The following is a 14469-nucleotide window of genomic DNA, read 5'->3' on the forward strand; positions in this document are numbered from 1 at the left end:
TGCGCCTCAGGTGTGATATTGGATGAGTGCTTTTCTCAATACGAAATCGCGATCTCGCATAAGCTCCGCCGCCGGAAAGGTGGGGTGCGAGCTGCCGAAGCAGGTCAGGTCCATTGCGATCAATGTCCACCCTGACCACGTCGCCGCCTTCGACACGGGCCCCCGATATCAAGCTGCCAAGGAATATCATGTCCAACTTTGCTCTTCGTGTGAAATGCCGCTCAACCAGGGGGATCGTTGCCGCCATTTCCACTTTCCTGGCAGATCAGACCTGTAACATCACCGACAGTGCCCAGTTCGACGATGTCGACACCGGAAATTTCTTCATGCGGGTCAGCTTTCGCTCCGAAGGCGATCGCGGCCTTGAAGACCTCAGGACAGGGTTCGAAGCGATTGCGTCCGCTTTTGGCATGGAGGCACAGTTCTTCGACGAGGCCATCAAGCGCAAGGTCATCATCATGGTCTCGCGCTTCGGGCACTGCCTTAACGATCTGCTTTATCGCTGGCGTATCGGTGCTCTTCCAATCGATATCGTGGCGGTGATTTCCAACCATATGGAGTACCAAAAGGTCGTTGTGAATCACGATATTCCATTCCATTGCATCGCGATGAGGAAGGACAACAAGCTCCAGGCCGAGGCGCAGCAGATGCGCATTGTGGAGGAAACGGGCGCCGAGCTGGTCGTGCTGGCCCGATATATGCAGGTCCTGTCAGACGACATGTGCCGGACCATGTCGGGCCGGATCATCAACATCCACCACTCGTTCCTGCCTTCGTTCAAGGGCGCGAACCCTTACAAACAGGCTTACGAGCGGGGGGTGAAACTGATCGGCGCCACATCGCACTACGTGACCGGTGACTTGGACGAAGGCCCAATCATCGAGCAAGATACGGTGCGCGTGACCCATGCTCAATCCAACGAGGACTATGTCAGCCTCGGCCGCGACGTCGAGGCTCAAGTCCTCGCCCGCGCCATCCATGCCCACATTCACGGACGCGTTTTTCTCAATGGCAACAAGACGGTCGTCTTTCCGCCGTCGCCGGGTTCTTATGCTTCGGAGCGAATGGGATGACCGCACGCAAGGTTGGTTTATGGGGGACTGAATGAGTCTCGGAATCGGCATTATCGGTGCCGGCGTCATGGGCGCCGACCATGCCCGCATTCTCGCCACTCAGGTCGGCGGCGCCAAACTCGTAGCCATTTCAGACCCCGACGAGGCGCGCGCTTGCGAGGTCGCGCGTACCCACGAAGCGCACCGTTATTTCACTGACGGCTTTGCCCTTGTCGAGGATCCGGCGGTTGAGGCCGTGATTGTCGCTTCCCCCGATCATACCCATGCCGGAATGGTGCTGGCCTGCCTGCGAGCCGGCAAACCCGTGCTGTGCGAGAAGCCGCTTGCGCCCACGGTGGCCGAATGCCGCGAATTGATCGAAGCCGAGCACCGTGCAGGTCGCCGCATGATCCAGGTCGGGTTCATGCGGCGGTTCGATCCCGCTTATGCAGCAATGAGCGCAACACTTTCCTCGGGGCGGCTGGGACGCCCGCTGCTCATGCATTGCGCCCACCGCAACGTCGCGGCACCAGGTTTTTTTACGCCTGAGATGTCTATTGCAAATGCCGCGGTGCACGAATTCGACATCGTGCGGTGGCTGCTGGGTGTCGAGGCCGTTGCGGTCACTGCCCTCCAATCAGCCAGCAAGGCCAGCGCAACGCTGCGCGATCCTATCCTGCTGCTTCTCGAAATGCTTAATGGCGTGATGGTCGACATCGAGCTCTTCATGAACGCCGGCTATGGCTATGACATCCGCGCTGAACTGGTCTGCGAAAACGGCACCGTCGAGCTTGGCCGGCCCGCGCCGAACCTCGTGCGCAATGAAGGCGGGGAGGCGCGCATGTTCCCCGGTGACTGGCGTGGCCGCTTCAGCGATGCCTATCGCCTCCAACTCCAGGCCTGGATAGGGAACCTTGGCGGCAAGACGCAAAGCGGCGCAGGCGCGCTCGATGGCTATGTCGCGACCCTGATCGCGCAAGCAGCCCTTCGTTCGCTTGCCAGCGGCGCGCGCGAGGAGATCGCGCCGGACGCATCCCTCTCGGGATAGGAGGCGGCGCCCTTATCTTGATCCGTGCAAACAGGGCGCATGCCGCCGACGGGAAAGATTTTCAATGTATGTTGCAAAGGTTTTGTATTAGAAATTTCTGTTGCAAGAAGATGTCGTTTGTGATTTCCTCATAGCTGGCTCTGAGCCGACAAATGCCTCGACGGAGGTCCGCCATAACGAGCGGGATTCGGGGCGTCTCTGGGAGGAACTTGAATGCAAATCAGCAAAGCAATTGGCGCGACCATCGCGCTGTCGATGATGCTTGGCCTGGCGCCGGCGGCCCGTGCGGCCGATGCCGATCACAAGGACGAATGGTCGAAGATCAACATCCTGTTCGTGCCCTGGTCGCAGTCCTCCAACCCATTCTTCGAGGCGGTCATCAGCGGCGCCAAGGATGCTGCCGCCCAGCAGGGCGTCAACCTCGACGTCCAGTTCGGCGAGGAAGACCAGCAGCACCAGCTTGGCATCCTGGAGACCGGCATTGCCAACAAGGTCACGGGCATCGCCGTCAACATCTCCGATGACAATGCCTATATCGACGTCCTGTGCAACGCCATGAAGCAGAACATTCCGGTCGTTACCTTCAACATCGATGACTCCCGCCACGGCGCGGCGGGCTCCACGTGCCGGCTGGCCTTCATGGGCCAGAACTTCGCCGATGCCGGCTACGTGCTGGGCAAGCGCATGATCGAGGAGCATCATCTGAAGAAGGGCGACGTCGTGTTCACGCCCGTCGAGGCACCTCAAGCGACCTACGCCGTGCAGCGCCATGCCGGCGTGCAGAAGGCCCTGGAAGAGATCGGTGCGACATCCGAGATCCTCGGGACTGGCAACGACCACGCCCAGGCACTCAATCTGATGACCCAGTACCTGCTGGGTCATCCCAACACCGCCGCCGTGGTCGGCCTTGGCCAAACGCCCACCAGCCAAGCCGTTCAGGCAATCAAGGACGCGGGCCTCAAGATCCCGGCCGCGGGCTTCGACGTTTCCAAGGAAATTCTCGACAACATCGCCAACGGCGAACTTACCGCAGCGGTTGATCAGCAGCCCTACAGCCAGGGCTACTACGCCGTGACCGAGCTTGCCCTCTATCTGAAATACGGTCTCTACCCCTCGGAGATGGATACGGGCGGCAAGGGCCTCATAGACAAGACCAACTATAAGCTTGCCGAGAAATGGGCCGGTCCCGTCCGCTAGACCAAGGTTGACGCTTCCGGCGGCCCTCGCGGCTGCCGGCGGCAGGACCCATTCAACGTGAGGGCAAGATGACACTGACCCAGTCCGACCATATCCGAAAGGCCATCGCGGCGCGGGCCAAGCGCCCGCTGACCATCAAGCTCGGCGACTGGATCCGCGATCGCCCCGAAGGCGGCATTGCGGTCATGTTCATCCTGGTGCAGATCGTCTGTATCATCGCTGCCCTGCTGTTCCCGGATTCCTTTCGCTACCTGGTGCCGGCCAACATCTCTGTCACGCTGAAGTCGATCGCCGTGCCCGGCATCATGGCCCTGGGTGTCGGCATCCTGATGATCGCGGGCGAGTACGACCTTTCGGTGGGCGCGCAATATTCGCTGCTGTCGATCATTTGCGCGGAGGTCTCGAACCATTTCATGGGTGACATCGCCGCCGATCCCAGCAGCGCGCTAGCGCCGTTCATGGGCTTGGCGTTCGCTTTGGCTCTGGGCGTGCTGATCGGTATCGTGCACGCCTTCATCACGTTGAAGTTCAACATACCTTCGTTCATCACCACGCTGGGTGGCATGCTGTTTTGGAAGGGAACGACGCTGTTTGTCCATGGCTCATCGGCGTTGCGCTTCAAGCCGACCGAACCGTTCGCTACCCTGTTTGGCGGCGAGGTCGGCGTCGTTCATGCCTCGATGATCTGGTTTCTCGTCTTTGCCGTGATCTTTTATTTTCTCCTCCACCATCATCGGCTGGGCAACCACTTCTATGCCGTCGGCGGCAACCGCAACGCCGCCGTCGCCATCGGCATCAATCCGGTGCGCACCAAGACTGTCGCGTTCGCGTTGGCTGGGTTCATGGCCGCTTTCTCGGGTGTCGTGGCGGCGTCGCGCGTCGGCTCCATTCAGCCGGGCGGCGGCCTGGGCATGGAATTGCAGACAATCGCGGCTTGCGTGATCGGCGGCTTTGCCCTGACCGGCGGCCGCGGGTCCATCCTGGGAATTGTGCTGGGGACTGCGCTGGTTTTCACCATTCAGGATGTTTTGCTGCTGCTGCGGGCACCGGCCTTCTATTTCGACATGTTCGTGGGGGCCCTGATTGTGCTGGCGGTTGTCATGAACACCGCGGTCCGCCGGGTGCGAGGCTGAGGAAGGGAAGATGAGTATGCTGAGCAAGGCAGACGCCGACACCGGCACACCGCTCTATGAAGCGCGCAACATCGTCAAGAAATATGGTTCGTTCCTCGCCCTCGACAACATGAATTTCCACATCGGCAGCAACGAGGTCGTGGGACTTCTGGGCGACAATGGCGCTGGCAAATCGACCCTGGTCAAGATGATTTCCGGCATCAATCCTCCGACCTCGGGTGAGATCTACGTCGGCGGCAGGAAGACGGAAATACGCAACCGCGCGGCCTCCGAGGCGGCGGGCATCGAGACGATCTACCAGGACATTGCCCTGGTCGATTCCATGTCGATCAGCCGCAACATCTTCATGGGGCGTGAATTGACCAGGCGCTTCGGCCTCATGGACCATAAGGCAATGCGCGACAAAGCGATCGACATCCTCGGCAGCGCGGTGCAGATCTCTGGCATTGACGACCCCGACAAAGAGGTCGGCTTCCTCTCGGGCGGCCAGAAGCAGGCGGTGGCAATTGCCCGCGCTGTCCACTTCAAACGCAACATCCTTCTGCTCGACGAGCCGACCTCAGCGCTGTCGGTCCGCGAGACCGAGCATCTTCTAGCCTATGTACGCGACCTGAAGCGCGACGGCACGTCCAGCGTCCTTGTCACCCACAACCTCTACCACGCCTATATGGTCTGCGACCGTTTCGTCGTGATGAGCCACGGGACCAAGGTCTTCGAAGCCGCCAAGAAGGACACAACCATCGAAGAACTCACCGATCACGTGATTCGCACATAAGGTGCGGATCTCCAGGTCAAGCCGGCAAGGGACGGCCTCTTCCGTCGTTTGAAGCGTGCGACCGAGCGCCCCCTCGATAGCCGAATGGGGGCGGGCCCGGAGCAGGTTCGAATTCGGACTTTGTCCTGGCAGGGGAAGTCGCCGGTTTCAGACAGTAACCAACAGGCCACCTCCTTGCGACGTGGCTCGCACCAACCGGGAGGGGACCGACACATGAGTCTTGTTGCATCCGATGAAACGCGATTTCCACCGATCACGCGCCGGCTCAGGCTGGGCTTTGTCGGGGGCGGGCGCGGCGCCCTGATTGGCCAGGTTCACGCGATGGGCGCGCGCCTCTCCAATCGATGGCAAGCGGTGGCCGGCGCCCTTTCGTCCGACCCGGAAATAGCCCTGGCTTCCGGTCGCGACTGGCTGCTGGAGCGCGTATACACTGACTATAACGAGATGGCACAGCGCGAGGCTGCGCTTGCGGACGGCATCGAGGCGGTCGTCATCTCGACGCCGAACTGGACCCACAAGAACATCGCCGAGGCCTTTTTGAAGAAGGGCATCGACGTGATCTGTGACAAGCCACTCACCACGACGGTCGAGGACGCTCTTGAACTCGTCAGGCTGCAAAAAGACACAGGCCTTGTCGTTGGCGTAACCTATCCCTACACCTCGCACGCCATGGTCAGACAGGCGCGCGAGCTGGTGCTGGCGGGCGAGCTTGGCCGTGTGCGGCAAATCCATGTCGAGTACATGCAGGACTGGGCAACCGAACCGGATGATCCGAACTTCAAGGGAGCCCGATGGCGCCGGGACCCCCAGCGCATGGGTCGTGCCTCGGCGACCAACGACATAGGCACGCATGCTTTCCATCTCGCCCACTTCGTTACAGGCTTGGAAATGGTCGAGTGCCGGGCCGAGTTTCATGTGTGCGGTGCGCCCAAGGCGATGGAGGATACCGCCTTCGTGCAAACTCGCTATGAAGGAGGTGTGCCGGGGACGCTCTGGGTCACGCAGGCCGCCCCAGGCAACTATTGCGGGCTCAGGATCAGGGTCTACGGCGACAAGGCCGGACTTGAATGGGATCAAGAAAAGCCGGAATTCCTCCGGTTCAACAGACTGAACCAGCCAGAGACTGTGTTCGTACGCGGACACGGCGCGGGCATGGTCACGCAAGCCGAGCGTCTCATCACCATGCCACGCGGTCATCCCGAGGCGCTTTCGGATGCCTGGGCCAACCTGTACACCGAGTTTGCCATCGCCATCGAAGCCCGCCGCAACGGACAGTCCGTATCTGCGGGCCTGCTGAACTACCCCAGCGTCGCGGACGGCGCGCGCGGGGTCAAGTTCGTCGATGCCTGTGCCGACAGCCACGAGGCGGGCAGTATCTGGCGCGACTGCAAGCTCGTGATCTGACCACGCTGTGGGAACACACGGCTAGCCGCCGCGACAAAGCTTGAACGAAGGACACTGCAATGCGACTGGGATTGGGCCTGATTGGTTCAGGTTTCATGGGCAGGACCCATGCGTTCGGTTTTACTGCCGTCAATCACGTCTTCGACCTTCCCATCAAGGTCGATCGGGTGGTGCTGGCCGACGTCGACGGTGACCGCGCCAGGCACGCGGCGGCCGCACTCGGTTTTCTCGACTCCACCGATAACTGGAGGGAACTTGTAGCGCGGGACGATGTCCAGATCGTTGACATCACCGCGCCCAACGTTCTTCACAAGGAAATGGCATTGGCCGCGATCGCGGCGGGCAAGCACGTTTACTGCGAGAAGCCGCTTGCTCCGAGCGCTTCCGAGGCATTGGAAATGACGCTTGCCGCAGAGGCGGCCGGCGTCGTCACGGCAGTCGGCTTCAACTACTTGAAAAATCCGATGCTGAAGCTCGCCAAGGAGATCATCGAGAGTGGCGAAATCGGCGAGGTGCGATCTTTCAACGGCATCCACGCGGAAGACTATATGGCGGATGCGCAGGCGCCGTGGACATGGCGGCTCGACCCGGCCGGCGGAGGCGGCGCGCTGGCTGATCTCGGCAGCCACGTGGTGGCGACAGCGCGCTATCTGGTCGGCCCGATCGCCGAGGTGCTGGGCGACGTCAGGACGGTCATAACCGAGCGTCCCGAAGCGTCAGGATCGAAGACAAGCCGCAAGGTTGAGGTGGAAGACATTGGCCGCGCTTTTGTTCGTTTCGAGAACGGAGCTACCGGCTGCATCCAGGCCAATTGGATCGAGACCGGACGCAAGATGCAACACGACTTCGCTGTCTCGGGCTCGCGGGGTGGAATTGGCTTCAGTCAGGAGCGCTTCAATGAGCTCGATCTTTATCTCACGTCAGACGCGAAAGGCCGCAGCGGCTTCCGGAAGATATTCGCCGGACCCGCGCACGAGCCATATGGTGCGTTTTGCGTCGCGCCCGGCCATCAGATAGGCTTCAATGATCTCAAGACCATCGAAGTGCGCGATTTCCTGCGAGCCGTTGCTGGCGAAACGGTCGGGCATGCGGGTTTCCGGGAGGGGCTGGAAGTGCAGCGCACCGTTGAAGCGATCTACCGCTCGGCTAGGGCTGGGACTTGGCGCGATGTTGAATGAGTGTTGGTCGCGCGTGGATTTTGTTGCAACGTCGTTCGCGACCCTACGCGAAGCGGGTATCCATCAAAGCGTGGGATCAAACATCTAGCGGGTGAGTAGCTATCACGCCGCCGCCGATCGCCGTGGAAGGCAATGCCATTCCGCAATACGGGCCAGCCGCCGCCGGCGCGCAAAGACCGATATCCCAAATGGGACATTGACGGACAAGGCCCCAAAAACGTCTGATCCGGGCAAGTCGTCACTCTATTTTCCGGCGGTCCTCCAGATGCCCCGTACCCTCTCGACAAAGCCAAGACAGGACGGGTTTCGCGCGCCTGGCGAATTCGAACCCAAGTCAGGCTGCTGGCTGATCTGGCCGGAGCGACCGGACACATGGCGGCTCGGCGCCAAGCCCGTGCAAAAACTGTTCGTCGATGTCGCCGCGGCGATCGCGCAAAGCGAGCCGGTGACCGTGGCGGCATCCGTTCGCCAGTGGCAGAATGCCAGGGCGCGATTGCCCGGCTATGTGCGCGTCGTGGAAATGTCCACCAACGATTCCTGGCTGCGCGACAGCGGTCCCAATTTCGTCGTCAACGATCATGGCGACGTGCGTGGTGTCGATTGGACCTTCAACGCCTATGGCGGTTTCGACGGCGGCCTCTATGCACCATGGGACCTGGATGATCTGGCGGCGCAAAAGGTGCTCGAAATCGAGAATATGGATCGCTACCGCGCGCCGCTGATCGCCGAGGGCGGTGGGTTGCAGTGCGACGGCCAGGGCACCCTCATCACCACGGAGCAATGCCTGCTCAACCGAAATCGCAACGCCCATCTCGGCAAGGCCGAGGTGGAGCGCCAGCTCGGCGACTATCTCGGTATCGATACGGTCATCTGGCTGCCACGCGGCCTTGCCTTCGACGAGACCGACGGTCATGTCGACGACGTCTGCTGTTTCGTGCGCCCCGGCGCGGTCGTGCTGAGCTGGACCGACAATCGGGATGACCCGCAATATGAGATCGTGCGGGAAGCCGAGGAGGTGCTGCGTTCGGCGCGTGATGCGAAGGGCCGCGCCCTGGAAGTCCATCGACTGCCGCATCCCTTGCCAATCGAGATGACGCTTGAAGAAAGCGACAGCGTGGACCGGCTTGATTCGACCTGGGCACGACCGGCCGGAAACCGCATCGCGGCGAGCTACATCAACTACTATCCGGGCAACAGCGTCGTGGTCGTGCCGCAGTTCGGCTCCGATCTCGATGTGAAGGCCAAGCAAAAGCTGGCCGCGCTGTTTCCAGACCACCGAATAGTCGGCATCGAAAACTCGCGCGAGATCCTGCTCGGCGGCGGCAATGTCGCCTGCATAACCTTGCCGGTCTATGCGCCGCATCGACGTTGACGGATGCCGAAAACCAGAAGCGAAAAGGAGAACACATGCGTGCGCTGATCGTCTCAACCCTGCTTGCCGGGCTCGCTTGCAGCATCTGCGCAAGCGCTGCTTTGGCGGACGCGGAAAAAATCGTCAACGTCTACAACTGGTCCGACTACATCGCGCCGGACACGGCCGAGAAATTCGAGAAGGAGACGGGCATCAAGGTTCGCTACGATGTCTATGATGGCAACGAGGTCCTTGAAACCAAGCTGCTCGCCGGTGGCTCGGGATATGATGTGGTCTACCCTTCAGCCTATCCGTTCCTGAAGAACCAGGTGAAGGCGGGGGCCTTCCGGGAACTCGACATATCGAAGCTTGCAAACCACTCGAAAATCGATCCGCCAGCCCTGGCGCTGATCGCCGGCGCCGACCCGCAGAACCTGCATGCCGTGCCCTATATGGCCGTCACCGACGGCATTGGTTACAACGTCGCCGCAGTCAAGCAACGGCTGCCGGACGCGCCGACAGATTCCTTCGCCATGATCTTCGACGTCGAAATGGTCAAGAAGCTGTCCGATTGCGGGGTGGCCATGATCGATGCGCCTGCTGAAGTCATCCCGATGGCGATGAACTACCTTCACATCAACCCCAAATCGACCAGTCCCGACGACCTCGCCAAGGTCGAAGATCTGATGGGCAAGGTGCGGCCCTACATCCGTTATTTCCATTCGTCGAAATACATCAACGACCTCGCCAACGGCGACATCTGTGTGGTGTTGGGCTGGTCGGGCGACATACTCCAGGCAAGGACCCGTGCGGCGGAATCCGTGAAGAAGCTGGAAATCGCCTATTCCATCCCGAAAGAGGGCACGCTCATCAACTTCGATACGATGGCGGTGCCGAAGGATGCACCGCATCCCTACAACGCACAGGCTTGGATCAATTTCAATCTGCGGCCCGATATCGCCGCGGCCAACTCCAACTATGTCTCCTACGCCAATGCGATACCGGAGTCCCTGCCTCTGATGGACAAGGCAATAGCCAGCGATCCCGGCGTCTTTCCGCCCGATGCCGTCAAGGCCAGGCTGTTCGTGGTCGACAACAGCGACGCAAAGCTGCTGCGGTCGCAAAACCGCATGTGGACGCGCATCGTGACCGGACAATAGAGCAATTCCACCAACACAGTGCGCAGCGGTTTTCCCCGGAAAAAGCCCGCAGCGCTTTCCTCTGGGAATTGCGTCAAAGCAAAAAGACAGAGCCGCGCGGAAGCCGTCAGTCCTGAGCGGCTTCGCGGATGGTCGCCAGCAACTCGACCTGCGAGTGTACGTCGAGCTTGCGATAGATCTGCTTGATGTGGTTGCGGACGGTGCCGGGTGAAATGGCGAGGCTTCGCGCAATGGTCTTGGCGTTGCCGCCATCGATCAGATGCCGTGCAATCTCAGTCTCGCGTCTGCTTAGCCGCGAGTGGGCGTCACCGATTGCGATGCCCTTGTCTCGAGAACCACACAAGTGAAGCAATCTTTGCAGAATGAGCCTTGTCGCGCCACTTGTTGCCAAGGCGATCGCCAGGTCTTGCTCGCCAAAAGGTGCTGCCCCGTTTCGCCGCAGGAAGGTGACGTAGCCAGCGGTCAGCCCGTCGAGATTGAACACGCCGGTAATCTCGTCGAAACTGTCGGAAGGTCCGAAGAATTCGCGATAGTAGGGGGTGCGCTGGAAGTCGCCATTGCGGAGGGCCGATAACGGCAACAGGAAGTCTTGCCTTGTACTGGCGAACCTCTGGAAGAAGGGGTCCTGGCGATACAGTCGTGCATCGTAGTCGCGGTTCCAGCGATCGGGGCCGGCATCGTCGATGGTCAGGGATGTTATGTCGCGACGGTAAAACCCGACATAGGCTCGGTCGGAGCCAAGCAGCCCGCTCGCCGCCGCCGTGAAGCGAGCCGACAATTCTTCGGGCGTCGCGGCCATGGCTGCAGCAGCGACACCGCCGCTCCAGCGCCCAAACTTATCGAGAAAAACGTTCGACTGCATTCCGGGTCACACTAAGGATGATGCCGAAAAGTGTGAAGCGGTTTTCGGACGACATCATGCTCTATCTCCTTGATTTAGAGCCGGATTCAGATTTCAGGTCGATTCGACCTGAAATCATCCGGCTCTAGCTAGGTACTCGGAGGATTGGTTTTGAGTGATGAGCTGCAAGCCAGCGGCAGAGTCCCGGCACCTGTCTGAACAGCTTAAATTCTGGCTCTTATTGTTCAGAATCACATGGAACGGCTAATATTCAAGCTATTTTGTGCTGCCTCTCGTCTGGAACCTTCATCAGGTGGATCGTCTTTCCCCCGCAAAGCGACCCCACTCCGGCTTGCCATTCCCTGAGCATCCTTTCGCCGACCTGAGGGAAACGGGATTCTTCAAAATAAGCTCTCGCCCGTCTCGAAACGTCTGAAAGCGTGTCGCAGGTCTGCTCTATGATCTCCGCTACGCGTCCCGGTCGGAGGTTCGCGCGGGTAACGCCTAGCCGATCGAGCTTCTTTCGGTCGGGCCAAGCAGTGGAGCCATCGAGGGTAAGCGCCATGGCATCGTTCCTGATGTAGGCCCTCGTCGTGATGAGGTCATAAACGGGAGCCAATCCTACCGGACTTTCCGCGTCTTTGTAGACGACGCCGAAATTCTTCAGGTGTGCATCGCCATTGCGGATGGCGCAGTTAATCACGAACAGGCGGAAAGCGGCTTCCAATGACCCGACTGCCTTCTCGGGAGAGGCGAACTCCTTGATCCGCTTGAAGAGCTTTGTTTCGTATCCGCCGTTGTACTTGTCCTTGCTGGTGACGCCGTTCAGCACGCAGAAGTCCTCATATCCGAGGTACAAGCCATCGGTTAGGTCGAATCTCTCGACCACGAGAGCGAAGCCATCCTCGGACAGCCGGAAGTCCGGCACGTCGAGACCGACTTCCCGAGCTGCCATGAGGCAGAAGAACTCGTTTGCCGCCAATTCGGGATATTCGTCGGGGTCCCACATTTTGACGATGTGGGTAGCTCCGCGAATGCTGAGCGACGTCCGTCCGTCCGACTGCTCATCCTCCTCCCTGGCTCGCACCAGCACCTTCGGCTGCACTCCGGCGACCCCTGAATGGATTGCGTATGTTTCCAGGAGTTCATTATAGAGATCGCCCTCCCGGCGGGCGCGCAAAAGATCGTCAATGCTCCGGAAAGGGACATCCTCCACCAGTTCCTCTTCCATGCCGGTGAAGCGGATGCGGCCGATCTGCGACCGACCGACGACGGCCAGCAGGTCGATGTCGTCGAAGCGGCCCAATGCCTTGGCAAAAGCCGTCCGGATCTTCCCTTCAAGGGCTCCCTCGGGCAGGTTCATGTCGAAAATGGGAAGGAGGCCGAACTCCGAATTCCACGATTGGGTTCGCTTCGGCATCGTGAGCGACACGGCGTCACGGTCGTCGGCCTTCACATCGTACACGAAAGTCGAACCGCGCTTGCCGGACCTGTCCAACACGCCGACTGGCTTGCTACCTACCCATACGCGGAGCATCGTCTTCCTCCATGATGTCTTCGAGCGTGGGTCGCTTGTTGTTGAATGTCGTCAGCCGGAAATCCAGTCCTACAATGTTCATAAGCGCGAGCACGCCTTTGAACCCCATGTCGGACACTCTGCCGTTCTCGAGCGCCTCGATCCTTGCCCGACTGACTCCGGAAAGCTCGGCGAGCTTCTCGCGTGTCAGCTTACGCTTTCTCCTGGCGTTCTTGATCTCATTGCCAAGATCGATCAGGTCGATCATATTCGCCTCAGATACTAGCTGTTTAAAGACATTATGAGGATAATAGCTTAAATATTGGCTGGTTTCAACCGCCACGCAAAATCTTGCTGATTATGATCAGCATGCCGAACATTGCTCTTCCTGATCACCACCATCGCGATCATGCCGACGACGAACGCCGAGTCCGGGGCAGGCCGGGTTGTACCAATTATCTCGGGATGTACGTGGTTGAACACGCGTCCGACATCGGCCGCGCGGTGGTTTGGGCCGCTTGCTCGCCATGATCAGCAAGTCGGATCGGGACAGGCACGCCGGTTTGAAGTTGCAATCTGGGTTCGATAACCTGCCGCTTGCTCAATTGGGCGCGATCGCGCGCCGATAGCCAATGGTGCTGGAGCGCCCCATGGCAGTTTGGTCAGATCGCCGCGAGTGGGTTGAGGTCCACGGCTCTTTTGGTTCAGTGAGCCGGCAGGAGGATCCCGTTTTCGGCTGGCCAGGAGACCCAGACCGGGACTGCTTCCGATGCAGCGGCGGCCCCGTTTCGGTGCGCGTTCTGAGACGAGAGGGCGACGGGTTTTTCGACGCCATGGACACTAACGAAGAGATGATTCCTGTCGCCAAGATAGGATTTCGCCACAAGCGAGCCAGACAGGCGGTTCACCGCCTCGGGCGCATTGCGACCGAATTCGATTTTCTCCGGTCTGACCGCAACCACGACGCGCTCACCGGCATTGCTCTTTCTTCCTTTGTTTGGGTCATGTTGAACAAGGATGCGGCCGACGCGTCCGGCATCCACCACCGCATTTGCGCCCTCGAAGCCGAGCAAGGTGCCCGGGAAGAAATTCATCGAGCCGATGAAGGCGGCGACTTCGCGGTTGGCCGGCTGCTCGTAGATGAGAGACGGAGTATCGATCTGTATCACTTCGCCTTTGGAGAGAATGGCGATCCGGTCCGACAACGCCAGGGCTTCCTCCTGATCATGCGTCACGAACACAAATGTGATGCCGACTTTGCGTTGCAGTTCGCGCAGTTCCAACTGCATGTCCTCGCGCAACTGCTTGTCGAGAGCCGAGAGCGGCTCATCGAGCAGCAGCACCCTGGGCTTGCGCGCAAGAGCCCGAGCCAGTGCCACGCGTTGGCGTTGCCCGCCCGACAGTTCATGCGGTTTGCGATGGCCGAGCGAGCCCAGCTGGATCATGGCCAGGGAATCCTTGACAACCTGCGCCTTCTCCTCGCGCGACAACGCCATGGTGCGAAGCCCATAGGCGATATTCTCGGCCACCGTGAGGTGCGGGAAAATCGCGTAGCTCTGGAACACCATGTTGGTTGGGCGGCGGTTTGGTGCAAGCTGCGCGCATGGCTTGCCGTCGATGAAAATCTCGCCTGAGGTCGGCATGTCGAAGCCACCAAGCATGCGCAAAAGCGTGGTCTTGCCGCAGCCGGACGGGCCAAGCAGCGAGAAGAATTCACCAGCCTCGATGTCGAAGGTGATGTTCTTCGTGGCATGGAAATTTCCAAAGACTTTGGAAACGTTGCGGATCGAAACGAGAGGTGTGGTCATGATGGC

The 14469-nt window shown here is 60.0% G+C and carries 13 protein-coding genes; 9 read left to right on the forward strand and 4 right to left on the reverse strand.

Annotation, left to right across the window (positions count from 1 at the left end):
• Window positions 1-188 precede the first annotated feature (188 nt).
• The 9 genes from purU (at window position 189) to LB569_RS10595 (ending at window position 10298) form a co-directional block, all read left to right on the forward strand.
• Entirely contained in the window at window positions 189-1073 is an 885-nt protein-coding gene (gene purU / locus LB569_RS10555; protein ID WP_224692177.1) for a formyltetrahydrofolate deformylase, read from the forward strand.
• Between the two features lie 31 nt (window positions 1074-1104).
• Window positions 1105-2100: a Gfo/Idh/MocA family oxidoreductase gene (locus LB569_RS10560; RefSeq protein WP_224692178.1), complete on the forward strand. Its 996-nt coding sequence runs from the start codon at window positions 1105-1107 to the stop codon at window positions 2098-2100.
• A 213-nt stretch (window positions 2101-2313) separates the two neighbouring features.
• On the forward strand, window positions 2314-3297 hold the full coding sequence (locus tag LB569_RS10565; RefSeq protein ID WP_224692179.1) for a substrate-binding domain-containing protein: 984 nt from the start codon (window positions 2314-2316) through the stop codon (window positions 3295-3297).
• A gap of 185 nt (window positions 3298-3482) precedes the next feature.
• Complete coding sequence (locus LB569_RS10570; RefSeq protein WP_224692180.1) at window positions 3483-4430, forward strand: ABC transporter permease; 948 nt, start codon at window positions 3483-3485, stop codon at window positions 4428-4430.
• A 10-nt stretch (window positions 4431-4440) separates the two neighbouring features.
• A complete protein-coding gene (locus LB569_RS10575; protein ID WP_224692181.1) occupies window positions 4441-5205 on the forward strand; it encodes an ATP-binding cassette domain-containing protein in 765 nt (254 codons plus the stop codon).
• Between the two features lie 213 nt (window positions 5206-5418).
• The gene (locus LB569_RS10580) at window positions 5419-6609 is read left to right on the forward strand and encodes a Gfo/Idh/MocA family protein (protein ID WP_224692182.1); all 1191 of its coding nucleotides are present in this window, start codon (window positions 5419-5421) and stop codon (window positions 6607-6609) included.
• Between the two features lie 59 nt (window positions 6610-6668).
• Window positions 6669-7787: a Gfo/Idh/MocA family protein gene (locus LB569_RS10585; RefSeq protein ID WP_224692183.1), complete on the forward strand. Its 1119-nt coding sequence runs from the start codon at window positions 6669-6671 to the stop codon at window positions 7785-7787.
• 265 nt (window positions 7788-8052) lie between these two features.
• Window positions 8053-9159 (forward strand): agmatine deiminase, encoded by a 1107-nt coding sequence (gene aguA, locus LB569_RS10590; protein ID WP_224692184.1) that lies wholly within the window; start codon window positions 8053-8055, stop codon window positions 9157-9159.
• A 35-nt stretch (window positions 9160-9194) separates the two neighbouring features.
• Window positions 9195-10298, forward strand: coding sequence for a polyamine ABC transporter substrate-binding protein (locus tag LB569_RS10595; RefSeq protein ID WP_224692185.1), 1104 nt, complete (start codon window positions 9195-9197; stop codon window positions 10296-10298).
• 106 nt (window positions 10299-10404) lie between these two features.
• On the opposite strand, the gene LB569_RS10600 is transcribed toward LB569_RS10595, so the two are convergent.
• The 4 genes from LB569_RS10600 to LB569_RS10615 all read right to left on the reverse strand — a co-directional run bounded on the left by LB569_RS10600 (window position 10405) and on the right by LB569_RS10615 (window position 14463).
• Entirely contained in the window at window positions 10405-11097 is a 693-nt protein-coding gene (locus LB569_RS10600) for a helix-turn-helix transcriptional regulator (RefSeq protein ID WP_224692186.1), read from the reverse strand.
• A gap of 313 nt (window positions 11098-11410) precedes the next feature.
• On the reverse strand, window positions 11411-12676 hold the full coding sequence (locus LB569_RS10605; RefSeq protein ID WP_224692187.1) for a type II toxin-antitoxin system HipA family toxin: 1266 nt from the start codon (window positions 12674-12676) through the stop codon (window positions 11411-11413).
• A complete protein-coding gene (locus LB569_RS10610) occupies window positions 12654-12923 on the reverse strand; it encodes a helix-turn-helix domain-containing protein (protein ID WP_224692188.1) in 270 nt (89 codons plus the stop codon). Before LB569_RS10610 ends, LB569_RS10605 begins: the two co-directional genes overlap by 23 nt.
• A 436-nt stretch (window positions 12924-13359) precedes the next feature.
• On the reverse strand, window positions 13360-14463 hold the full coding sequence (locus tag LB569_RS10615) for an ABC transporter ATP-binding protein (protein ID WP_224692189.1): 1104 nt from the start codon (window positions 14461-14463) through the stop codon (window positions 13360-13362).
• Window positions 14464-14469 lie beyond the last annotated feature (6 nt).

Origin of the sequence: Mesorhizobium sp. BH1-1-4 (assembly GCF_020165665.1) — a bacterium.
Lineage (GTDB): Bacteria > Pseudomonadota > Alphaproteobacteria > Rhizobiales > Rhizobiaceae > Mesorhizobium.